The sequence below is a fragment of the Variovorax sp. GW821-FHT06D12 genome (assembly GCF_059419205.1).
Window position 1 is genome coordinate 22,746 of the sequence record NZ_JBWKRI010000005.1, and the last position, 23,136, is coordinate 45,881.

Here is a 23,136-nt window from a genome sequence, read left to right on the forward strand (position 1 = left end):
GACATGCCGCCCCTGCCCGCCTAGCGGTCCTGCTGCAGGCGACGACGCTCGTCGCTGCTCAGGGCGGCCCAGTGCCTGGGGTCGATCTTGCGGCCCATGCCCACCACCTGCACGGGGTTCTGCGGGTCGTAGTCGACCTGCGCCCCGGATTGCAGTCCCGACCGCGGCGCCGGCGCGTCGCGCCCCTCTTGTGCGGGCTCGTTGCCGAAGCCGAGCACGCGCACCGTGAAGACCGACGCCAGCGCCTGCCGCGCGGCCGCGCGCTCGCGCTGCACCGCGTCCTGCGCCGCGGCCGTCGCTTGCGCAGCGGCAGCGCTCGCATTGGTGAGCGCGCCGATGTTCACCGACGCGATCACCGGCAGGCCCTTGGTCTCGCCCTTGACCTGGATGTTGTCCGCGTTGAGCACCTGCAGCGCCGCAATGTTCAGGTTGCCCGCCACGCGCAAGCCCGCATCGCCGGCGTTCACGGTGCCGCGCGGCGCGACCAGGTCGACGTCGCCGTCGCCCACGGTGCCGATGCCGCTGCCGCTCATGTCCGACTTCTCGCGGATGGTTGTATTTCCGTCCAGATCGGTGACCACCTCGGGTGCCGACGGCACGCGCAGCGTCTTGGAGCCGCGGCCCGCATCGATGTCGCCGTCGGTGGCCCAGATGATCTGGTCGCTGCCCTGCTTGGTGACCTCGGGCACGAAGGACAGGATGCGCGACTGGTTCACCGTCACGTCGTCCTTCGCGAAGATGCCGATGTGCCCCGAGGCCAGCGTCACCAGGCCATAGCCGGCCGGCACCGTGGCGCCCAGCGCCGCCACCTGCAGGCCCCCGCCGGGCGTGAGCACGTCGATGTCGCCGCCGGCCATCGTGCGCAGCATGAGCTTGTTGGCCGCCACGTCGCCCTTCCAGTCGTCGCCCGGGAACAGCGTCTTGATGGCCGCGTAGCCGCGGTTGTAGCCGCCGTTGCGCGGCAGCCCGCCGGTGCCCGGTTCGTTCTGGTCGCGCCCGGCTTCGCGCAGTTCGAGCAGGTACACCTGCCGCAGGAACTGCTGCTGCGCAAGCTGGGGCAATTTCTGGAAGCGCGCCCAGGCTTCGAGCGGCTCCAGCTTTTCGCCGGTCATGTCCGACATGAACGAGACGAGGCCGCGGCGCACGGTTTTTTCCTGCCCGCCCGGGCGGGTCTCGACCCGATCGGTCAGGTAGGCCGGGAGCACGCTGCCGTCGGCGCCGGCGCTTTGAAGGTACGAAGGCATGGATGCCACCTTCGACGGGTCGAGGTAGGCGCTGGCGAACGCGCCGTAGCCCACCGCGCCGTTCATGCCCGCCATCACCGTGATCGAGGCACCCTGCTCGGGCAGGCCCTTGATCTGGGTGCCGGCCATGGGGCGGTTGTTCAGGTCATATTGCTGGTTGCCCAGGGTCTGGACCTTCAGGTTGTCGGCATAGACGTCACGCCCGGCGGACAGCACCAGGGTGCCGGGCCCTTGTATCGCAATGCTGCCCGTATCCTCGGGCATGTTCAGCGTTGCAGCACGCACGTTCGCCATGGCCAGGAAATCGTTGCCCGCCTCCAGCAAGGTCACGTCGCTGGCACGCACATTTCGCGCATTGACACGCACGCCGCGGATATCGGTCCCGGCCCGCACCCAGGTTTGCTCATTGGTCGTCAGGTCAAGCCCCAGGATGGAACCCTGTCCGGCATAAATGCGGCTCGGTTCAAAGTCGCTTGCCAAGGGCAACACATCCGGGTTGTTGAGTGAGGTGGCTATTACATGGGACCACATCTGGTTGGCAAGCAACCTTTCCATAGCCTCAGAACCCGTGGCCCCAGCGCTGGGCAAGAACGCGGAAGGCAACATTCCGGGGGTGGCACGGGGCATGGCCAGCTGCGCTTCCAGGTCCCCGCGACTGCCCAACTGAAAAAGAGCTTCGCGATTCTGTGTCGCAAAGCGTATGTCACCTTGCGCAATAAATTGCACATCATTCGTCGCGGCTGGCATGACCCACAAAGGCCCTTGTATTTCAAGGCTGCCGTTCATGGCAAAAGCAGCTGTGCGCGCCGGGAAACGGTTGCCAGCCGCGCCGATCAGGTTGTTCTGGCCGGTGTAGCCGGAGCTCAGGGACAGGTCGTGGAATATGAATTCGGGCTGATTGACAAACGTGATATTTCCGCCGGTGGACACCAGCTTGAGTGCCGTGCGATCCGTGTAGCCGCTCATGTAAGCGCCGTAATCCAGTTTCGGCAAGGCACCTGCACCGCTCCCGTCGTCACCATGGCGGACAAGGAGAGGGTCCACCACCGTCTGCACGCGCAAGTCGCCCGCCGTACGCACTTTCATGGTGGCATCGCCCAAAGCCAATACCGGTGCCACAGAAAAGGTGTAGGTACGGCTATCAACGGCCCCTTCGTTCCATATAACCGATACCGTGTTGCCGACCGCTGTTTCACCGGCCTTGATATCGCCGGCGCCTCGTGCCACGTAGTACTGCCCCCCGCGTATCGCGCCGCCGGCCTCGACGGTCATGGTGCCGCCATTGCGCGTTTCCATGGCCATCGCTTCGGTGGCCGAGCGGCCGCCGCGCATGCGCATGGTCGTCGGCAACACCACCACCAGGTTGCCCAGGTCACCGCCGGCGTTGACGGTGACGTTGCCGCCGCCCAACGCGCCCACACCCTGCTTGAACGCGCCGTAGTTGATCCACCAACTCGATTGCTCGGGCGGCAGCGTCAGAGGGCCCCAGGTACCGTCCGGCCGGGTACCGTACTCACCACTCTCGTATTCACCGAAGTAGCCCTGCGGGTTGAGGGCACCCTGCCGGTTCAACCACTCCGTAAATCGCTGGCCGGCCGGCTGCGCCACGACGCTGCCCTGCGCACTGATGTCCAGGTTGCCGCCGTCAGTGCCGTAGATCGCGGCCGCATTGGCCGTTGTGAAGTCGCTCCAGGCCGTCATGTCCTTGCGTCCAGCCGTGTAGATCACCGACTCCTTGTGCGCCAGCGTCAGGTCTCTGCCCGCACGCACCTCGAGGTCACCGGTGCCGGTGCGAACCAGCTTGCCTGCGCCGTTGTCTATGGCGGCGTCCGGGTTGGTGTCGGCCGTGCCGACGGTGATGCTGCCGCTGCCCGCGGTTTGCGCCGCCAGCGGCTTGACCGCCAGCGTGTGGGCCGAGTCCAGGTCGGCGCCTGCGACCAAGCGCAGGTTCCACGAAGCGCCTTCCTGCAGCTTGCCTGCGCGGTCGGCGGTGTCAAAGCCGTCACTCAAGTGACCATTGACGACCAGGTTGCCACCAGCCCTCAGCGTGAGCGTGCCTTCCCTTGCGCTGGCAAAGTCGCTGCGCAGGTTCCAGTCGCTGTTCATGGCCAGGTCGCCGGCGCTTTCGATCGTGATGCCGGGCATGACGGCCAGGCTGGTGCCCAGGCGTGCCGCCACAGCGGGCGCCGCAGCGCTGAACTGGTTGGCATCGGCAATTGCAGCGGCCTTGACGGAGTCGACCGTGCTGCTGTTGTAGGTGGCAACGCCTTCGAGCACCGCCGAGCGCGCACCGGCGATGCTGACGTTGACGGCGGTGGCGTTGAGGTCGTTGTGGGCGGCATTTTGCTGCGCACGCAGCCTGACCTTGCCGCCTTCGTTGCCGGCCACGTTGATGGCGCCGCCCTGCAGGTCCAGTTGCCCGCCTGCCGCTTCAAGGGTGACGCGGCCGCTGCCAAGCTCACCGGTGGCGCCCGCCAACAGCTGCGCGCCGGCATTCATCGTCACCCCATTGCCGCCGGTGATGCGGATGGCGCCGCCGTAAGCGGCCCTTGCATCGACGGTGCCGGCAATCGTGATCCTGCCTTGGTCGGTGGTCAGGCCGAAGTCTTCCACCGTGGTGGTGCCGTCCAGCGTGATATCGCCCTGGCGAATGCGGAACTGCCGTGAGCGGTTGAAGCCCGCAACATTCAGACGCTGGCTGAAGCCGGCGAAGTCCGCCAGCTCGGCAATATCGAGCGAGAAGGCACCGGCTTTGCCGCCCGTGCCCGCTCGTGCATTGATCGTGCCGTCCAGCACGACGGTGCCGCCATTGGCGGCCGCAACATTCAAGGCGCCGGCGTTGCCGCCGTCCTTGTGAGCAGCAAGATTCAGAGTGCTGCCGCTATCGAGCCGGACGTCGCCGCCCACAGCCGAGAGCTTGATGTTTCCCGCATCGGCATACGCGGCCACGTCGAAGAACTGTTTGGCAAAGCCGCCGACATCGATCTGCGCGCCATCGCCCAGGGTCAGGCTGCCGGCAGTCGCCGTCATGTCGACGCTGCCGCCAAGCGCAACAGCGCGGCCACCGAACACAATGCTGGCGCCAGACAGGCTCAGGCGTGAACCGAGGCTGTCCTGCAGATCTTGTGGGGCTGAATCACCCCCTGCTGTTGCCAGGACTTGCAATGCACCGGTGGTGGTGATGCTTTGTGCGGCACCGCCGCGGCCCGTGAGCAGCGGGGTGTTCAAGGTCAGCGCGATGGCGCCGGTGTCGATGCCGCCTTTGCCAGTACCGACGATCTGATCACGGCCACCCAAGGCAATGCGATTGAAGCCGGCGAAGTTCTTCTGGCCCGCCCCCAGGACCAGGGTGGTGGCGTCCAGCGTGAAGTTGCCGGTACCGTTGCCTGTTGCGGCCAGGTTGGCGCCGCTGTTCTCCAGCGCAATCGTGTCGCCCTTGATGACGATGTCGCCGCCATGACCGGTGAAGGCTGCGCCGTCGAAGGTCAACGAAGCCAGGCCCGCCGCACCGAGATCGACCGGTTGGTGGAAGTCAAAGCTCGAGTAGCTGCGCAGGGTCAGGTGTTTTGAGTTGGCCAACTGGGCCAGACCGGCGCTGTCCAGCACCATGCCGCTGCCGCTGCCGCCGAAGCCAATGCGGCCGGCGGCCACCGAGAGGTCAACGCCTGAGATCTGCGCCGATGCTGCAAGCTCCGTGGTGCGCGTGGCGTCGATCAGCAGGGATTCGCCACCGTTCAGGACTGCACCGGCACCGATGGTGACCACACCGCCTTGCGTGGTGTCCACATTCTGGCGGACGACCTTGATCGCCTCGCCATTGGCCACGCGAATCAACGCACCCCAGTCTTTGACCGGCGTCACCAGAACATCGTCGGCGGTGTCGGGTGTGCCTTTGCTGTCGTAGACCGCAGCCTGCTGCGGCTTCATGATCAGGTTGCCGCTGCTGCTGGCGCCCGTGCCCTTGGCGCTGACGAGGCTGCCGGCGTCCACCGCGACCTTGTCGGTGGCGGCCAGGATGATCTCCGGGGCGAACAATTCGGAGCCGGTGCCGTTTCTCACCACGATGTCAGTGGCCGTCACGTCGAGCTGCGTGCCCAACAGGTCTCCCTTGCGCGTGCCGCCAACCAGCAAGCTGCCGGCACCGAAGTTCGAGAGGCTGGCGGCATCGATCGTGAGGTAGCCGTCTGCCTGCAGCGTGCCTGCGTCCCGGCCGGCACCGACGATGGCGATCTTCTTGCCGGCGATGTCGACCAAGCCGCCGCGCCCGCCCTTGTCGGCCTGCGACAGCAGCGTGCCGTCCAGCGTCAGGCGCGTGGTGGCTTCGAACACGACAGCGCCGCCGTCGCGCGGCAGGCGCGGGGTCACAACGTCCTGCCCAGTCAAGCGGTATTGCGTGAGCTTGAAGGCGTCCGATGAGAAGAAGTCGTTGGCGAAGGCTTCGTTGTATTCGCTGTATTTGCGCAGGGTGCTGCCGGACATGACGCGCCAGACAGAGGCTTGCGCATCTTCGCTGTGGCCGTAGGCGTTGCTGTTCTTGCCTTGCATGATGATGCTGCCGTCGCGCGTGGCGAAGCCGGGCGCGGCCTCGCCCGCCCAGGCTTTGCCGGTGGCCTGCACGGCAAAGGCGCCGGGCAGCAGGGCGTAGCGCGCAGGCAGCAAGGTGTACCAGCCGGCCGCCAGGCCGGGGCCACCGGCCAGCCAGATTCGGCTGCCAGCCTCCACACCGCTGACGGGCGCAGTGGCCTGCTGGCCCGGCAGGACGGCATACATGCCGGGCCGCGTCAGCAAATCGTTCGAGCCGCCCGGGCCGGGAACAAATTCCCAGGCGTACAGATCACCGCCGCCGCCGATGTCGATGACCGCGCCTTTGGCGAGGTCGACATTCGGCGACTTCATCGTGATCCGCTTCTCGGGCGGCGACGTCAACGAACCGTTCGAGGGATTGGCGTCATCGCTCGCCTTCGTCGGGTCGTTCCAGTGCTCGTTGTTCGACAGCGTCCCGTAGGGCACCGTCAGGCCCGCACCCGAGACCGACGTGATACTGCCAGTGCCCAGCGTCAAACGATCACCGGCAACCAGTTCGATCTGCCCGAACGGGGCCCGCAGCACGCCGTTCTGTTCAATCACCGGCGCCTCCAACCGCAACGTCCCTCCTGCCGACAAAGGCAGCACGGAAGAATTTCCGGAACGCCCCACGGTGATGGATTCACCGGACAGGATTTTTGCGTTCACGGCGACGGACGGGTAAACCAGGCCGGCGGTGATGGCCAATGCACCGTCCACATCCAGTGTTGCCGTGACGGCATCCGCCGCCATGCCTGGATCCACTGCGGCGTTCTTCGCGCTGAAGCGGAGTTCCGACGCATTCAATGACGTTTTCGCAAAGCTGCGAATGCTCGCAGGCCCGAAGGTGGACCCAGGTCCATTGACGCCACCCACGACATCAATCACGTCCGCGTTCAAGGTCAAACTTCCCGTGCGATTGGCCGTGGCAGCCGGCGCAATGAGGGAAGCAGTTTGTTTGAGCCCGATATAGGCCGCCGCCAGGCTTGCGTGTCCGGATTCCCCGACGGCATGGCGCAGCGTGCCGTCGACCGTGATGCTCCGGTTCGCGGAAAGCCGCACATCACCCAGTTCAATCGAACCACCCTGGGAGGCCAGAGCGAGGTTGGCAAAACCACCTTCGGCAAAAGATTTCGGACGCGCCACCAGCAATGAACTCGACGGGGTCAAGGCACGCAGGTCGATGAAGAGTTCGTTCTTGAACAAATCCACGACCTCGTCGCTCATTCCAAGCGCAGCGTAGTCAATTCCGGGCCCACCCTGCCCTGCGCCGGAAGACGCCGTATTGGAAACGACCAACGAATTCCTGGATGCCGAGCCCAGATGGTCAAGCACCGCCTGGGTGATGACCATGGGTGCTTTTTCGCCGGGGCTGTATCCCAGCAGAAGCGCAAAATCGACCCCGACGACGCTTTCCGGTGTACAGAAGGACGAATCGATCTGGCAAAAGGACTGCAGAAGCTTGTCGGCCAGATTGGTGCTCGCACCGGCGGCCACTTGCTGGATCAACACGGAGCCGCCTTGCGCGCCCGTCCCCCCGGCCTTCCCGACCAACGTGGAAGCAACCAGCCCTTCGCCACGAATGTTGATTGCACCGCCGTCACTGGCCAGCCCCAGCTTTTTGTAGCTGACCCGTCCGAATGCACCACCTGCCTGCGCCTGTTCAATCTCCCCGCTCGCGCCCGACACGTCGATCAGCGAACCCGCCGCCAGCTGCACATCCGCGGCACGAATATCGACGACACCACCCGACAACACCTTGCCTTGAAGGTGCCCGGTTTTGTCCAGGTCAATCGCAGGGACGCCGCGTGCCAGCAACTGCGCATCCGGCTCCAGCCTGACGGTCTTGCCGCTCAGGTCAATCCGTCCCGCAGGCGCTTCCAGGCGACCCCGTATCGTCAGCGCACCTGCGCCACCTGCAGCCAATGTCAACTTGCCGCCGGTATCGGTCACGATGGATGCACCCGACCCGACATGGATGTCGCCGGCTTCCGTGCCCAGGGTCAGTCCGCCCGGCCTGCGCTCGAGACGCTCCTGCGGGCTCAGCACGGCAATCGGCGCTACCCTGGCAAGGCTCGTGCCGGTCGCCACGTCGTGGTAGGCAAAAGAAGAATTCAAATCGATACCGACCGCCTGCTGCGTCACGGTCGCACCGTCAGGCACCACGATGCCGCCGTTGCCGCGGACCGCGACTGACACGGTGCCAAAACCGCGGTCGCCAAACAGGTTGGCGGGCAAGGCCACGACCGCGGGATCGTTGCTTGCACCGCCCACTTGCACGGATGAAGGCGTTTCAAGGAACAGGCTGCCGGCTGAACCCGCTGCATACGCACGCAGGTTCAATGACCCCAGATCCATGTCCGGCGTAACGCCCGTCAAGCTGAGGGAGCCGGCGTTGCCCACACGCAATGCAGGCAAGCCCTTCTTGCCGATATCGATGCGGCCGCCACCGGAAACATCCAACACGGCGTTCTTGTCGGCAAGGATTTTGCCGGCCTTGAGGGTGATGGCACCGCCGTCCATGGCCCAAGGCCCGGAGGACCTGCCGTCACGCCAGGCATTGATCCATTGGCCGGAAACATCCAGGCGGCCCTGCGCGCCAATCTCCAGTTGTCCGTAGAGCGAATCAAGGGATATGGAACCGCCTGCCGACCGGACCATGCCGTTGACACGGATGGTGCCGGTCGAATTTTCACCACCGGTAACGACAAACGAGGTTGCGGGCGAGAACTCGAGTTTGGCGCCCGTGGCCAGCTCAACGTCGCCGTTGATGATGAAGAAATTAACCTGCCCCATGCCCGAACTACCAAGCATGTCGTCGGACAGAAAAGTTAATTTCTTTGACCTCGGAGTGACGGGGTCCAGGGGAACGTAGAAGTCCGAGCCCAGAGCGGTACCGGCGTTGAATGCATTGCCCGGGCGTTTGGGATCATGGCTGACGATGAGGGTGCCTGGCGACCAGGCTTTGTCCTCCACCCTGCCGCCACCCAGCACCAACTGCCCCCCTTTGTTGCTGGCCGGTTTATTTTGTTGACGATCACCCGTGATGACACCGCCCCACATATCGCCTTCGAGCACCATGGCGTCACCGGCGAATATCTGGACCGCGCCAGCCTTGCGGCCTTCGGTGTACCCGGCTTCTTTGAAGTCGCCGCCTATCAACGCGCTGCGCCAGGTCGTGTTCACGCCCCAACGCGCATGCGTTTGCGCGAACCGGCCGGCAAGCCCCGTGTATTCCATGTCGGGCATGGCGCTGCTCATCGTGTAGATGCCGCCATTGGCGCCCGCAAGTTTTGTGGCGGTGTTCATGCCGTCCGAATAGCGCACCGAACCGCCGGAGATGTCGAGCAGCGAGCCGGCACGCGTGATGACGGCGCCGCCGGCACGCAGCATGATGCTGCCGGCGTCGGCCGACAGCTCCCGAAGGTCGGTCTTGCCCACGCCTATCCAGCCGGTCACATCCGCCAGTGGGGTGCCTGCCCACTCGCCTGGCATGTAGACCATCTGGCCGTTGCCGTCCGTCCTCTGGACCCACTTCACCCCCGCCATCGGTCCGTTGCCGAACACGCCGTTTTCCCGGCGGTCGACAATCACTTTCTGGCCGCGCAACCAGGAGTTCAGCAGCAGCGGTGAATCGCGCAACTCGTTGATGCGCAACTCCGCCTCGACGAAGTTGCGCGACATCGGCACCAGCATGTCGCGCAGACCCGCCACGCTGAGGAAGGCATCGCTGTCGAGGTATATCCGGCTGTCGTCTCCCGCACTCTGCAGCGCGCCCCTGAACAACGGGTTGGCCGCCGTTTCGATGTTGATCTTGCCTGCGGGTGCCAGCACGCCGGCTTTCGACTGGATGTCGATCAGCTTGCCGTACATGCCGATCCAGCCCGGCTGGTAGCGGGTGCCCAGCGCGGACGCTTCGATCTCGCTGGTGTCGGTGGCGTCCGGCATGATTTGCGTCACGCTGCCACTGCCCAGCGTCAGGGTGCCTGCCGACCAGTTGTAAAACCGGTCAATGTCGCTGCCATACTCGCGTGTCGCCAAACCCCAGGCACGCAACTGGATGGAACCATTGCGGTTGTTCAAAGCGGTGGTGGACAGCAACACGCCGTTCTGGCGAACGTCCTGTGCCTGCAGGGTGATGTTGCCCCGGTCGGCCTGCACGACGCCGTTGTTGACCACTTCGTAACCCACCGCCTTCGCGCGCGCGGCCATTTCCGGCATCACGACATCGCGCACGCCGATGGCGTATGGATAGGGGACCTGCGACAAACCAAGCGCGGCATTCAAAAACGAACTATTCAATGCCCAACCCGGAACTGCCGACACGGCAACGTCCAGCCCGCGCACCGGATTCAGGTCCTGCGCCGAGGGGGTTTTGAGGTAGACGTTTTCGCCGGCCGCCAGGATGACCTGGCCGTCCGGCGCAAAGAGGCGCCCGGCATTGCTCACCTTGGGCGCGAAGAGCATGATCTTGCCGCCGCTGCTCACATCCAGCCCTGCGCCTGCCGCGACCGTGACGGCACCGGGCGGCAAGCCGGGGTTAAATCGATCGACCTCACCGAGGCGGTCCGGCACAACACCGTTGCCCGGAACATAGCCGCCGACCTGGCTGTAAACCCAAGGCTTCTGCGCGGTGAATTCCCCGAATTGCGGAATAGGGTACTCAGCGCTCTGGTGCTCCATCAGCTGCGCGTTGTTGATGCCCAGCTTGAATTGCTGGTCGGTCAGGCGCAGCGAGCTGGCGACCAAGCTGCGCGTGTTCACCTGGCTCGATCCATTGAAGACGATGCCGTTGCGGTTGATCAGGTACACCGACCCGTCAGCCTGGATCTGCCCGGCGATCTGGCTGGGCCTGCCGCTCGGGTCGTTGATGCGGTTCAGCGCGATCCAGCTGTTGGTGCCGTCCTTCACGTTGCGACCCTTCGACTGGTCGAACTTCACCGTGGTGTTCTTGCCCACGTTGAAGCTCTCCCAGTTCAGGATCGCCTTCTCGTCGGTCTGCTCGATGCCGACCACGGTGCGGCCGCCCGCGGCGGTCTGCACCGGCGCCCTGGCATTGAGCCAGCCTGCGGTGAGGCTGTGGGTATCGACCTTGAGCCCGCCGTCGGCCAGGCCGTCGGGGATGTCCGAGTCCCCGTTCGATGCGGCCTCGCGTGCGGCCGCCTGCGCCGCCTGTTGCGCGGCAATGGAACGCGCCGCCATGTTCAGGTTGCCCATGGAGCGCTGCAACTGTTCGCCGGCCTTGCGCTGCTCCAGCGGGTTGGTCAGCATCGATGCCGGCATGCCGTTGGGCAGGCGGCCCGTCGCCGAGGCGGTGTTCTGCACCGCGCTCTTGTTGGCGAACCAGGCGCCGCTGAAGGCCTGCTGGGCCTGGGCATCCAGCACCAGGGCGCCGTTGGCCGCCAGCGTCATGGCAATGGCGCGCGCGATCGGCGCCATGCGAAAGCGCCGCGCCTGCCGCCGGTTGTGCGCCTTCGTTGCGTGGATCGGTGTGAGGGGCCCGCGTGTGCTCATGAGTCGTTTCCGCCGGAAAGTTGAGTCGATGCACTACGACGAACGGGCGCCCCACGACCCCGCAACTTATTTTTCAGGCCGCGCACCACGGCCGCCCGATTCAGCTGAGAACGGTCAACCCGCCCGGCAACGAACGGGCGTCGAGATCGAAGGCATGCTGCAGCTGCACCAGCGCCAGGTCGAGCGATGCGATGTAGAAGCTCCCGGTCACCAGGCGGCTGCGCGCGGCCGTGTTCATCAGCACCACGCGGCCGCGCCGGTAGCGGTTGATCTCGTCGAGCACGTCGGACAACCGGGCCTGCGTGAACACCAGCTCGCCCTTGCGCCAGGCCGACAGGTTGGCGGCGCCGACCAGCGCCACGCTGCTCACCGACGTGCCGTCGTACACCGTCTGCTGGCGCGCGCGCAGCTCACGCACGCCCGCGGGGTGCTCCACGCGCACCGCGCCTTCGATGCAGGTCACGCACACCTTGGCGTCCAGGTAGCGGACCTCGAAACGCCCCGACTCGGCCAGGCTGCGGCCCGCCCCGGCCACGACGCCGAAGGGCCGTGCGCCGCTGGCCGACGACAGATCGAACGCGGCCTCGCCCTCGAGCAGGTCGACGCCGGTCGTCCGGCCGTCCACCGTGCGGCGCCGGATGCGGGTCTGGGTGTTCAGGGTGACCTGCACCCGCTCGGTGAGGCCCACCTCCAGCTGCTCGCCGGTGGCGGTGCGGTAGTCGGCACCCGATCCCGCCGGCGCGGGCCACAAGCCCGCGGACGGATGGAACACCGCCACGCCCGCGACACCGGCCATGGCCGCCGCGCCCGCTGCCGCTCCGAGGAAGGCGCGGCGCGCGAGCACCGGTCGGGGCTGGTGGCGCGCATGAAACGCCGCCGCATCGGCATTGGTGCGAAGCACGCCGGCAGAGGCCTGACCGAGCACGGCCCATTGCGACTTGGCCTCCTTGAAGACCGCCGCGTGCGCCGGGCTGCGCGCCAGCCAGTGCTTGAAGCGCTGCGCGTCCTGCGGCTTGACGGCACCCGAATGCAACAGCCGCAGCCACTCCCAGGCCTCGTGCCGCGTCGTGTCGGCCGCGAGGGCAGGATCGTCGACCGGTGCCGTCAGGGGGTCGTGCATCACGGCCGCGACCCTTCTTCTGGGCCTCGGCCCGCTGCGAGCGCCAGGGTGATTCGATTCTTCACTCCGTACGACGAACGGGCCGCGCCGATCCCGCAACTATTTTTTGTCATGGGCCATCCGGGCACTCAGGTAATCGTGCGCATGCTTGAGTTCGTATTCGACGGTGCGCAGGGAAATGCCCAGGCGCCGGGCCACTTCGGGCTGCGTCAGTCCCTCCATGTGCACGAGCACGACGACCTCGCGCCGCCGCGCCGGCATGCGGTCCAGCAACTGGATCACGGCGTCCAGCTGCGAACGCGCCTCGGCGATCCGCGCGGGTCCCGGCGCCGTGTCGGCCAGTTCCATCAGCGCATCGATTTCTTCGAAAGGCAGGTTGCGGCTCTGGCGACGCTGGATGTCCAGCGCAATGTTGAACGCCATGCGCACGAGATAGCCGCCCGGCCGCTGGATCGGCCCTGCTTCGCTTCCGCCCTGGTCGTTCACGCGCAGCCAGGTGTCGTGCAGCGCGTCCTCGGCCAGGTCTGCATTGCGCAACGCGCGGCCCAGCTGGCGCTTGAGGGCGTCGTAGTGCCTGGACAGGTAGTCCATGAGCACGGGGCGGACGTCTTCGGCCATGGACAGGTCAGGACGGCGAGCGGCCGGCCGCCTCGCGGCAGCGCGTTCCGCCGCGCGCATCGGTGGGCAGGATGAGCAGCGTCAAGGGCTGCGGCAGGTCCGGCGGCGGCGCATGCGCGAGGCGCACGCCCCGCAGAACCTCCAGCATCTCGGCGTCGCGGGCCGCGTCGCCGGTCAGGCCGAGCAGGCGCGGCCGGCGAAGCTGGCCCCCCTCGTCCACCTCGAAGCGCAGCAAGGACCGGTACGTTCCCGGCCGCGTGCGCACATTGCCGCACAACGCTTCCCAGACCCGCGCCTGCAGCAGGCTGGGGTAGCCCGCCAGGCTTCCAAGGCTGGCCGCGCGCGGGGCCTCCGCCCGGGCCTGCGCCGGCCTCAGCGCGAGCGTGACGGCCGAACCCGTGCGGACCTTTTCGGCCACCAGGCCCGTGCCTTCCAGCAACAGTTCAAGCGCGGTGTCGGGGGCGTAAAGCCCGCGCACCGCGGAGGACGTCAGCCCGGCCAGGATTTCGCTGCGAAAGAGTGCAGGCTGCCGCGTGACAGCGGCATAGCGCTTGAGCGCATCGGCCAAGGGAAGCGAGGGAATGTCGAACGCCAGTGCGGCGTCACCCGTGCCTGGAACCGCGCCGGCCGGGGCCTCGCCCTCACGCAGCGGTGATGCAGATCCGTCGCTCGCCCAGGCCGTGCCGGCCAGCCACGACAGCGCGAGCGCGCAGAGTGCGACGCTGCGGCCTGCCGAGCCCGCGAACCCAGGGTGCACCTCGCTCACCCTCGCGGCGCAACGATGCCGCGCGCATCGTCACGCTCGCCGTGAGGATGCGAAAGCCATGGCAGGGAAAAAAGTCGAGTCGGCAAGGAGCGCACGCCAGTCGGGAAACTTGCATGCTGTCACCGGCGTGTGACGGTCTCGTTGCAACGTCAGACCTTCCGGCGCCCTGGCGCGTGGCGCGCATCCCGTGTGCCGCAGGAAGCCCGAGGACGCCCCTCGAGCGGCTGACCGACGCTCAGCCCGCCAGCCGCCCCGCCACCAGCTGCAGCACGCGGTCGCAGCGCTTGGCCAGGTCCTGGTCGTGCGTGACCATCACGAAGGCCGTGCGGTGCCGGTGCGCGAGATCGAGCATCAGCGCGAACACGGCGTCGGCCGTGCTGCGGTCGAGGTTGCCGGTGGGCTCGTCGGCCAGCACGCAGGCCGGCTGCGTGACCAGCGCGCGCGCAATGGCCACGCGCTGGCGCTCGCCGCCCGACAGCTCGGCCGGCCGGTGGTGCAGGCGTTCGCCCAGGCCCACGCTCGCAAGGATCTTGGCCGCGGCCTGCGACGCTTCGCCGGCCTCGACGCGGCGGATCTTCAGCGGCATCGCGACGTTGTCGAGCGCACTGAACTCGGGCAGCAGGTGATGGAACTGGTAGACGAAGCCCAGGTGCTGGTTGCGCAACCGGCCCTGCTCGGCGGGGTCGGCATGCGCGATGTCCTTGCCGAGCAGTTCGACCTTGCCCGCGGTGGGTGCGTCGAGCCCGCCCATCAGGTGCAGCAGCGTGCTCTTGCCGGAGCCGGACGCGCCGACGATGGCCAGCGTTTCGCCGGCGTGCACGTCGAGGTCGACACCGTGCAGCACGGTGAGGTCGATGCGGCCTTCGTGGAAGCGCTTGGTGAGGCCGCGGGCCTTCAGGACGACATCACTCATAGCGCAGGGCCTCGGCAGGATTGACGCGGCTGGCGCGCCAGCTCGGATACAGCGTGGCCAGGAAGGCCAGGATGAGGGAAATGACCGCGATCGGCATGATGTCGCTTTGCTGCGGGTCGCTCGGCATCTTGCTGATCAGGTAGATGTCCTTGGGCAGGAAGCTGGCGTGGAAGAGCTGCTCCAGGAAGGGCACGATCACGTCGATGTTGTAGGCGATGCCCAGGCCCAGCAGCAGGCCGCCCACGGTGCCGATCACGCCCACCATGGCGCCCTGCACCACGAAGATGGCCATGATGCTGCGCGGCGAGCTGCCCAGCGTGCGCAGGATGGCGATGTCGGCGCGCTTGTCGGTCACGGTCATCACCAGCGTCGAGACGAGGTTGAAGGCCGCCACCGCGACGATCAGCGTGAGGATGATGAACATCATGCGTTTCTCGACCTGCACGGCCGCGAACCAGGTCTTGTTCTGGCGCGTCCAGTCGCGGATGAGGAACTGGCCCGGCAGCGTGACGGCGAGCTGGTCGGCCACCTCGCGCGCCTCGTGCAGGTCTTTCAGCTTGAGGCGGATGCCGGTCGGGCCTTCGAGGCGGAACACCTTGGCGGCGTCTTTCTCGTGCACCATCGCCAGCGCCGAGTCGTACTCGTAGTGGCCCGAGTCGAACACGCCGACCACGGTGAACTGCTTCAGGCGCGGCACCACGCCGGCCGGCGTGACCTGTCCGCCCGGCGCCACCAGCGTGACCTGGTCGCCAGGCTGCACGAACATGGAGCGTGCCAGCTCGATGCCCAGCACGATGCCGAACTCGCCCGGCACCAGCTTGTCGAAGGTGCCGCCCTTGGCGATGCCGCCGGTGTCGGTGACCTCGGGCTCGAGCGCGGGGTCGATGCCGCGCACGATGGCGCCCTTCATGTCTTCGCCGCGGGCGATCAGCGCCTGCGTGTTGATGAACGGCGCCGCGCCGACCACCTCGGGGTTCTTGCGGGCGTCGGCCATGATGGCGTCGATGTCCTGCAGGGCCTGGCCGTCGCGCGAGAAGATCTCGATGTGCGAGACCACGCTGAGCATGCGGTCGCGCACTTCCTTCTGGAAGCCGTTCATCACGCTGAGCACGATGATCAGCGCCGCCACGCCCAGGGCAATGCCGAGCATCGACACGCCGGAGATGAAGGAGATGAAGCCGTTGCGTCGCGTGGCCCGGCCCGCGCGCGTGTAGCGCCAGCCGAGCTGCAGTTCGTAGGGGAATCGCATCAGCGGCCTCGCCCCGTGGCCTCAAGGGGCATGGGCGCACCCACGGGGGGCGGCAAATACTCGGGGTGAGGAGCGAGGGGGTAGGTCATACGGTGGAATTGTGGCATCCCGGACAATAGGGAAATGGCCGAACCTCTCCCACGTCATCTGTTGATTCCCTTTGCCGGCCGCGGTTCCCCGGCTTGCCGCGCGGCGCTCGCGACCCTGCGGCTGCCGAACCTCGAAACCCTGCTGCTGCGCCTGACGCTCGCCAACACCGACACGCAGGACGACAGCACCCGCTCCCCGCCGCACGAACGCGCGCTGGCCCGCGCGCTCGGCCTGCCCCCCGCCGACGACGGCTGCATTCCCTGGGCCGCGCTCGAAGCCCGCAAGACCGGCCTGGCCGCGCCCGGCGATCACGAGGCCTGGGGCCAGGTGACGCTGTGCAACTGGCAGGTCGGCATCGACGACGTGGCGCTGGGCGACCCGAGCGGCATCGAGATCGACGCCGCCGAGTCGATGGCCCTGCTGGCCGTGGCGCAGCCGTTCTTCGAGGAAGACGGCATCGCGCTGCACCCCTCCGACACGCCAGGCCGCTGGCTCGCCCGCGCCCCCATCTTCGATGGACTGGCCACGGCCTCCATCGACCGCGCGGTGGGGTACCCCATTTCGCAGTGGTCGCCGCTGGGCGACGCCTCGCGGCCGCTGCGCCGGCTGCAGAACGAGATGCAGATGCTGCTGTACACGCAGCGCGTGAACGACGAGCGCACCGCGCGCGGCGTGCCACCGATCAATTCGTTCTGGCTCAGCGGCACCGGCGTCCTGAAGGACGGCGACCTGCCCTCGCCGCCCCTTGCGCGCACGCCGGTTGTCGACCTCGCGCTGCGCGACGCCGCGCTGCGCGACGACGGCCTGGCCTGGGCCGCCGCCTGGCAGGCGCTGGACGCCGGCGCCGTCGCCGGCCTGCTCGCCGACCTCACGCGCGGCGCCGACGTGGCGCTCTCGCTGTGCGGCGACCGCGGCGCGCAGCTTTTCACCGTGCAGCCGCGCGGCCTCGCCCGCTGGGCCAAGGGCCTGTTCGACCGCAACCGCGCCACGCAGGTGCTGGAGTCCCTATGAAGATCATTGCCCGGGACATCCCGCCGCGCACCGTCTGGGCGCTGGAACAGGCCGGCGTGCACCCGCTGCTGGCGCGCCTCTTTGCCGCGCGTGGCGTGCGCGGCAAGGACGAGCTCGACGACGGGCTCGCGCGCCTGCTGCCGCCCGACACGCTGCGCGGCACGCGCGAAGCCGCCGTGCTGCTGGCCGACGCCATCGCGCAGGACAAGCGCCTGTGCATCGTGGCCGACTACGACTGCGACGGCGCCACTGCCTGCGCGGTCGGCGTGCGCGGCCTGCGCCTGCTGGGCGGCAAGCACGTGAGCTACCTCGTGCCCGACCGCGTGGTGGACGGCTACGGCCTGACGCCGCCCATCGCCGAGCGCGTGGCCGCGGCCGGCGCCGACATGCTGATCACCGTCGACAACGGCATTGCCAGCGTCGAGGGCGTGGCCGCCGCCAAGGCGCGCGGCCTGCAGGTGCTGGTGACCGACCACCACCTGCCCGGCCCCGAGCTGCCCCTGGCCGACGTGATGGTCAACCCCAACCAGCCCGGCTGCGAGTTCGAGAGCAAGAGCATCGCCGGCGTCGGCGTGATGTTCTACGTGCTGCTCGCGCTGCGCTCCGAACTGCGCACGCGCGGCGTGTTCGACACCGCCACGCAGCCCAAGCTCGATGCGCTGCTGCCGCTGGTCGCGCTCGGCACCGTGGCCGACGTAGTGAAGCTCGACGCCAACAACCGCCGCCTCGTGGCGCAGGGCCTACGCCGCATCCGCGCGGGCGCGATGCCGGCCGGCGTGGCGGCACTGTTCAAGGCGGCGGGGCGCACCGCCTCGGCCGCGACCACTTTCGACTTCGGCTTTGCCCTCGGCCCGCGCATCAACGCGGCCGGGCGGCTGGCCGACATGACGCTGGGCATCGAGTGCCTGCTGACCGACGACGCGGGCCGCGCCGACGAACTCGCGCGCATGCTCGACGGCATCAACCGCGAGCGGCGCGACATCGAGGGCGGCATGCGCGACCAGGCGCTGCTGCTGGCCGAGTCGCTGTTCGCGGCCAATGGCGAAGGCGTGGAAGCGCCGCCGCCGGCCATCAGCGTGTTCGGCGCGGACTTCCACGAAGGCGTGGTGGGCATCGTGGCCTCGCGCATCAAGGACCGCTTCCATCGCCCGACCTTCGTCTTCGCGGCCAGCGCGGCGCCGGGCAAGGAGCAGGAGCTGAAGGGCTCGGGCCGATCGATCCCGGGCTTTCACCTGCGCGACGCGCTCGACCTCGTGGCCAAGCGCCACCCCGGCGTGCTGCTGCGCTTCGGCGGCCACGCGATGGCCGCGGGCTGCACCGTGGCGCGCGAACACTTTCCCGTCTTCGAGCGCGCGCTGGCCCAGGTGGCCGGCGAATGGCTGGCCGAAGCCGCACTCACGCGCCAGATCGAGACCGACGGGCCGATCGCGCGCGAGTACATGCGCATCGACCTCGTCGACACGCTGCACCGCGAAGTCTGGGGCCAGGGCTTCGCACCGCCCACCTTCAGCGAGGAGGTCGAGGTGGTGTCGCAGCGGCTGGTGGGCGAGAAGCACCTGGCGCTCAAGCTCAAGCACCAGGGCCAGCCCATCGACGCGATCTGGTTCAGCCACACCGAGCCGCTGCCACCGCGCGTGAAGCTGGCGTTCCGGCTCGATGCGGACGAGTGGCAAGGGGTGCGACGGTTGCGCTTTCTGGTCGAAGGCGCAGAGGTGTGACGCGGGCGGCCTAGACTGGGCGTCCATCCATTCGACCGGGCACTCTCGCATGCAGCAAGAAGCCATCTCGGCCCACGACATCTTTCCGCACATCCGTGTCGTGATGGGCATGGTCATCGGCTTGGGCGTGACCCGGTTGCTGTCGGGCGTCGCGCGCATCGTGCAGCACCCGACGCAGTACCGGCTCTACGCCGTGCACCTGGCCTGGGTCGCCTCAGTGCTGCTGGCGCTGGTGCATTTCTGGTGGTGGGAGTTCGGGCTGTACCAGATCGACAGCTGGACCTTCGGCACCTACGCCTTCATCGTCAGCTACGCGATCCTGCTCTTCTTGCTGTGCGCGCTGCTCTTTCCCGACAGCATGCAGGACTACGCGAGCTACCGCGACTACTTCTACGCCCGCCGCGCGTGGTTCTTCGGCTTGCTGGCCGCCACCTACCTGCTCGACGTGGTCGACACGCTGATCAAGGGCGAGGCGCACTTCGCCCGCTTTGCGATGGAGTACCTCATCCGCACGCCCATCCTCGTGGGCCTGTGCATCGCGGCGGCGCGCTCCGCCAAACCGCGCTTTCACACGGCCTTTGTTGCGGGCACGCTGGCGTACCAGCTGTCGTGGATCTTCCGGCTCTTCGACACCTTGGATTGAGCCGCTGCGGCCAACAGGAACAGGACCTGCGTCCATGAGGGCAGGCTAGTATCCACGTCCTTCAACCGATACGGACCCTACCTACCGCCGTGAGCACCCTGCCCCCTTGCCCCCAATGCCATTCGGAATTCACCTACGAAGACGGCCTCAACCTTGTCTGCCCCGAATGCGCTCACGAATGGTCCGCCTCGGGCGCTGCCGCCGAAAGCGCGGCCGATGAGGAGCGGGTCATCAAGGATTCGGTCGGCAACGTGCTGAACGACGGCGACACCGTCACCGTCATCAAGGACCTCAAGGTCAAGGGCTCGTCGCTGGTCGTGAAGGTCGGCACCAAGGCGAAGAACATCCGCCTGATCGATGGCGATCACGACATCGACTGCAAGATCGATGGCATTGGCGCGATGAAGCTGAAGTCGGAATTCGTGCGCAAGGCGTGAGACCGGCCTGGCTCATGCGGTGCAGCGTCTCGCTGTCCGCTCGTCACGCCGGTGCCGCGCGGACTTCCTAGCTGGCCAACTCCCGGCAGCGTGCGGCGTCCAGCGCATGGCCGCAGGCGTGGAACTCCCGCGCCGCCGCGGCGAAGCCTTCGCGCGCGGCAGCGACACGGCCCGAGGCCCGTTCGATGTGAGCCTGCGCCTCGTGCAGCGACGCGTACCAAGCCGGCAGTTTCATCACCACGTTGGCCAGGTATTCGGATTGCTGCTGGTGGCTGGCCGCCAGGTCCAGTTCGTGCGCTCTCGCGGCCGCGATGGTGGCCGGGATGGCGAAGGTGATGCGGCAGCCGGGGCAGCTTTCCAGCGGGCCGCGCACGTTGGCCTCGGCCTCCTCCAGCACGCCCAGCGCGGCATCGGGCTGCGTGGCCATCGCGATGCGGGTGCCGTAGATGCGGTCCAGCAGGTGGAAGCCGACGTCGGACTGGCGCGCGACATCGAGCGCTTCGTCGAGCAGGCCGCGCGCCCGGTCCATCTGCCCACGGTAGATCGCCAGTTCGGAGCGGCGCTGCAGCGACAGCGCTTCGCCGGTCGCGCCGCCGATCGCGCGGTGCATGCGCCCGCCGGCCACCAGGTCCTGCTCGGCGGCGTCGAGCTGGCCGCTGAGCAGCCAGGCCTCGCCGCGCAGCGTGACCGCGAACGCATGTCCGCGCGCCGCGCCCAGCCGCTGCGCTTCCGTGGCCAGCGCATCGGCGAACGCGATGACTTCGGCATACGGCCGCGAGCCGTACAGGAAGCGCTGCGTGATGCACAGGTGGCCGTCGAACACGCGCACCGCCAGCTGCGGCAGGTGGCTCGTCTCCTTCAGGTCGGCCCACACGCTGCCGTGCAGGTCGCCGCGCGCGTGCGCCGCCGCGGCCTGCGACCAGGAGGCGATCACGAGCGTGCCTTCGTCGCCCGTCTCCAGGGCGATCCGGCGCACTTCGGCCGACCGGCGCGTGCCTTCGGCGGGGTCCCCGAAGCCCAGGGCCGCCGCGCCGCTGTAAGCCAGCGCTTCGGCGAGGCGCCCCGCCACCGTGGTGGGGTGCACATCCTTCAGGTACTGCAGGGCACCGGGCGGGTCGCTCATCTTCACTTGGGCCAAGGCCCGCTTGGCGCGCAGTTCGTGGGACAGCGCGTCTGGCGCGACGGCGGCGGCCGCATCGTAGGCGGCCAGCGTGCCCGGCCGGCCCAGGGCGTCCAGGGACTCGGCACGCAGCGCCAGGGCTTCCGGCTGCGTCGCCCGGTGCGCGAGCAGCGGCTCGACATGGCGCAACACGTCCTCGTAGGCGCCGAGGCGAAAGGCCTGGCGTGCAGCCGCCAGCGCACACGGCATGGCCTGCTCGGCATCGCCCGCGGCGAGCCAGTGATGGCCCACCAAGCCCGGTGCCGCACCGCCTTGCGCGAGCCGCGCCGCCACGTCGCGATGCAGCAGCACACGCCGGTGCGGCGGGATGCCTTCGGCCAGCGCGTCCCGCACGAGGGCATGGCGGAAGCGGTAGCGGCCGTCGGCCACCACCAGCACGCCCGCGGCCAACGCCTGGTCGAGCCGCGCCAAGGCGTCGTGGCCTTCATCGGCAGCCAGCGCCACGGCCGTGGCCACGTCGAAATCTTCGGCCGACAGCGCCAACCGGCGCAGGGCCTCCGTCGTGCCGGGGTCCAGGTCGCACAGGCGTTCGGCCAGGGCCGACGACAGGCTGCGGGACATCACCGCCGTGGCGCCGTCCGACGCGGCCGCACCGCGCGCGAGCTCGACCACGGCAAACGGCAGGCCTTCGGCACGACGCGCGATGGCGGTGGCGGCCTCGGCCGTCATCGGTGCGTCGGCCGAGCGGGCCGCGAGCAGTGCCGCTTCCTCCTCGGACAGTGGGCCCAGTTCAAGGGCTTCCAGCTGGCCGGCACGCTGCAGGCGCGAGGTGTTCCGGTCCAGCAGGGGCGGCAGCGCGTGCCGGCATGCAAGCAGCACGAACACCGGGGGGCCGCTTGCCGCCAGTTGCGTCAGCGCCTGGGCGCTCGCGTCGTCCGCCGCGTGCGCGTCGTCGACGATGAGCAGCACCGGCTTTTGCGCGGCGGTGGCCAGCAGCAGCCGGCGCACGGCGCCCACCATCTGGTGGCGCCCGAGCGGCAGGGCCAGCGGCTTCACGTCACCCGAGGCGGTCATCTGCACCAGCACGGCCTGGGCGTGCGCACCGATGGCCTGCGCCGCGTCGGGCAGTTCGCCGAGCAAGGGCTCCACCAGGTCGGCCGCGATGCCGTAGGGCCGGGTCCAGTCGCCGGCCTGCAACGAGCGCACCTGCCAGCCCAGGCCCCGCGCTTCTTCGGCGACGCGGCGGCAGAACGCGGTCTTGCCCATGCCCGCCGGCGCGCGCACCACCGCGCCCCCCGGACGGCCCGCGAGGCTGGCGCGCAGCCACCCCAGGACACGCACCAGCTCCATGGCACGGCCGACGAAACGCGGCGCGGCGCCTTCCAGGCCCGCCACGCATTCGCGGTACAGCGCCTCGGCCGGCGGACCGGGGCGCAGGTCGAGGGTCTGCTGCAGATGGTCGCGCAGGTGGCCGTACCAGCGCAGCGCCGAAGAGCGTCGCCCGGCCGCCAGTTCCTCGCGCATCAGCTGCACATGCGCCGCCTCGTCGGTGGGGTCTTCGCGCACCAGCCGTTCCAGGTCGCCGGTCTGGCGCAGCAGCCGCAGGAACTTGTCGCGCAACCGCTGGCGCGGCGCCTCGGTCCAGGCTTCGTAGCGGGCGTCCGGCAGGAGCTCGCCACCATAGAGCTGCGCGGCCGCCTTGCAGGCCTGCGGATCGCCGCCGTGCAGGGCCTCGTCCGCTGCGCGCTCGAACTGGTCGGCGTCGCACGCCACCGCATGGTCGGGCAGCAGGAAAACGCGGCCGCCTCGCAGCACCAGGGCGTCGGGCTGGCCGATGAACTGGCGCGCGTGGTGTGCGGCCTTGCGCAGGTTGGCGCTGCCCGCGTCGGGGTCCAGGTGCGGCCACAGGGCCTCCACCACCTGCTCGTTCGCCAGGCTGCGTCCGGGCTGCAGCGCCAGCAGCTGCAGCAGCTCGGCGGCGCGCCGGGTCAGCGGCACTGGTGGAATCTGCGGGTCATCGCCGGCCACGCTCAGGTGGAACGGGCCCAGCAGCCGGATGGACACGGCTTCGGACGGCGGAGTCGGTGGGGGCGACATCGCGATTCCTTTCCCCCGGCACGGGCCGGGAAC

Annotated in this window: 11 protein-coding genes; 4 read left to right on the top strand and 7 right to left on the bottom strand. The window is 68.3% G+C overall.

The features are described from left to right. Window positions 1–20 precede the first annotated feature (20 nt). The 6 genes from AC07SQ_RS16455 to AC07SQ_RS16480 form a co-directional block, all read right to left on the bottom strand. Window positions 21–11,321 (bottom strand): filamentous hemagglutinin family protein, encoded by an 11,301-nt coding sequence (locus tag AC07SQ_RS16455; protein WP_495272478.1) that lies wholly within the window; start codon window positions 11,319–11,321, stop codon window positions 21–23. Between the two features lie 100 nt (window positions 11,322–11,421). After that, window positions 11,422–12,441 (bottom strand): FecR family protein, encoded by a 1,020-nt coding sequence (locus AC07SQ_RS16460; protein WP_495272477.1) that lies wholly within the window; start codon window positions 12,439–12,441, stop codon window positions 11,422–11,424. 99 nt (window positions 12,442–12,540) lie between these two features. Then, window positions 12,541–13,059 (bottom strand): RNA polymerase sigma factor, encoded by a 519-nt coding sequence (locus AC07SQ_RS16465; RefSeq protein WP_495272476.1) that lies wholly within the window; start codon window positions 13,057–13,059, stop codon window positions 12,541–12,543. 7 nt (window positions 13,060–13,066) lie between these two features. Beyond that, the gene (locus tag AC07SQ_RS16470; RefSeq protein ID WP_495272475.1) at window positions 13,067–13,825 is read right to left on the bottom strand and encodes a TonB-dependent outer membrane receptor; all 759 of its coding nucleotides are present in this window, start codon (window positions 13,823–13,825) and stop codon (window positions 13,067–13,069) included. 235 nt (window positions 13,826–14,060) lie between these two features. Further along, complete coding sequence (gene lolD / locus AC07SQ_RS16475) at window positions 14,061–14,738, bottom strand: lipoprotein-releasing ABC transporter ATP-binding protein LolD (protein ID WP_492686137.1); 678 nt, start codon at window positions 14,736–14,738, stop codon at window positions 14,061–14,063. After that, a complete protein-coding gene (locus AC07SQ_RS16480) occupies window positions 14,731–15,987 on the bottom strand; it encodes a lipoprotein-releasing ABC transporter permease subunit (protein WP_495272474.1) in 1,257 nt (418 codons plus the stop codon). The genes lolD and AC07SQ_RS16480 overlap by 8 nt, the downstream gene beginning before the upstream one ends. A gap of 123 nt (window positions 15,988–16,110) precedes the next feature. On the opposite strand from AC07SQ_RS16480, the gene AC07SQ_RS16485 reads away from it, so the two are divergent. The 4 genes from AC07SQ_RS16485 (at window position 16,111) to AC07SQ_RS16500 (ending at window position 19,886) form a co-directional block, all read left to right on the top strand. Continuing rightward, entirely contained in the window at window positions 16,111–17,088 is a 978-nt protein-coding gene (locus tag AC07SQ_RS16485) for a hypothetical protein (RefSeq protein ID WP_495272473.1), read from the top strand. After that, window positions 17,085–18,806 carry a single-stranded-DNA-specific exonuclease RecJ gene (gene recJ / locus AC07SQ_RS16490; protein ID WP_495272472.1) on the top strand — a complete coding sequence of 574 codons (1,722 nt, stop codon included), beginning with the start codon at window positions 17,085–17,087 and terminating at the stop codon, window positions 18,804–18,806. The genes AC07SQ_RS16485 and recJ overlap by 4 nt, the downstream gene beginning before the upstream one ends. A gap of 49 nt (window positions 18,807–18,855) precedes the next feature. Continuing rightward, entirely contained in the window at window positions 18,856–19,449 is a 594-nt protein-coding gene (locus tag AC07SQ_RS16495) for a hypothetical protein (RefSeq protein ID WP_495272471.1), read from the top strand. An 89-nt stretch (window positions 19,450–19,538) separates the two neighbouring features. Further along, the gene (locus tag AC07SQ_RS16500; RefSeq protein ID WP_495272470.1) at window positions 19,539–19,886 is read left to right on the top strand and encodes a zinc ribbon domain-containing protein YjdM; all 348 of its coding nucleotides are present in this window, start codon (window positions 19,539–19,541) and stop codon (window positions 19,884–19,886) included. Between the two features lie 67 nt (window positions 19,887–19,953). Here AC07SQ_RS16500 and AC07SQ_RS16505 read toward each other — a convergent pair whose 3' ends face one another. Beyond that, entirely contained in the window at window positions 19,954–23,103 is a 3,150-nt protein-coding gene (locus tag AC07SQ_RS16505; RefSeq protein WP_495272469.1) for an ATP-binding protein, read from the bottom strand. Between the last annotated feature and the right edge of the window lie 33 nt (window positions 23,104–23,136).

Excerpts from the sequence above, each read along its gene's own strand:
- AC07SQ_RS16455 (WP_495272478.1), bottom strand. The coding sequence starts at position 11,321 with ATGAGCACACGCGGGCCCCTCACACCGATCCACGCAACGAAGGCGCAC.
- AC07SQ_RS16460 (WP_495272477.1), bottom strand. The coding sequence starts at position 12,441 with ATGCACGACCCCCTGACGGCACCGGTCGACGATCCTGCCCTCGCGGCC.
- AC07SQ_RS16465 (WP_495272476.1), bottom strand. The coding sequence starts at position 13,059 with ATGGCCGAAGACGTCCGCCCCGTGCTCATGGACTACCTGTCCAGGCAC.
- lolD (WP_492686137.1), bottom strand. The coding sequence starts at position 14,738 with ATGAGTGATGTCGTCCTGAAGGCCCGCGGCCTCACCAAGCGCTTCCAC.
- AC07SQ_RS16480 (WP_495272474.1), bottom strand. The coding sequence starts at position 15,987 with ATGCGATTCCCCTACGAACTGCAGCTCGGCTGGCGCTACACGCGCGCG.
- AC07SQ_RS16485 (WP_495272473.1), top strand. The coding sequence starts at position 16,111 with ATGGCCGAACCTCTCCCACGTCATCTGTTGATTCCCTTTGCCGGCCGC.
- recJ (WP_495272472.1), top strand. The coding sequence starts at position 17,085 with ATGAAGATCATTGCCCGGGACATCCCGCCGCGCACCGTCTGGGCGCTG.
- AC07SQ_RS16495 (WP_495272471.1), top strand. The coding sequence starts at position 18,856 with ATGCAGCAAGAAGCCATCTCGGCCCACGACATCTTTCCGCACATCCGT.
- AC07SQ_RS16505 (WP_495272469.1), bottom strand. The coding sequence starts at position 23,103 with ATGTCGCCCCCACCGACTCCGCCGTCCGAAGCCGTGTCCATCCGGCTG.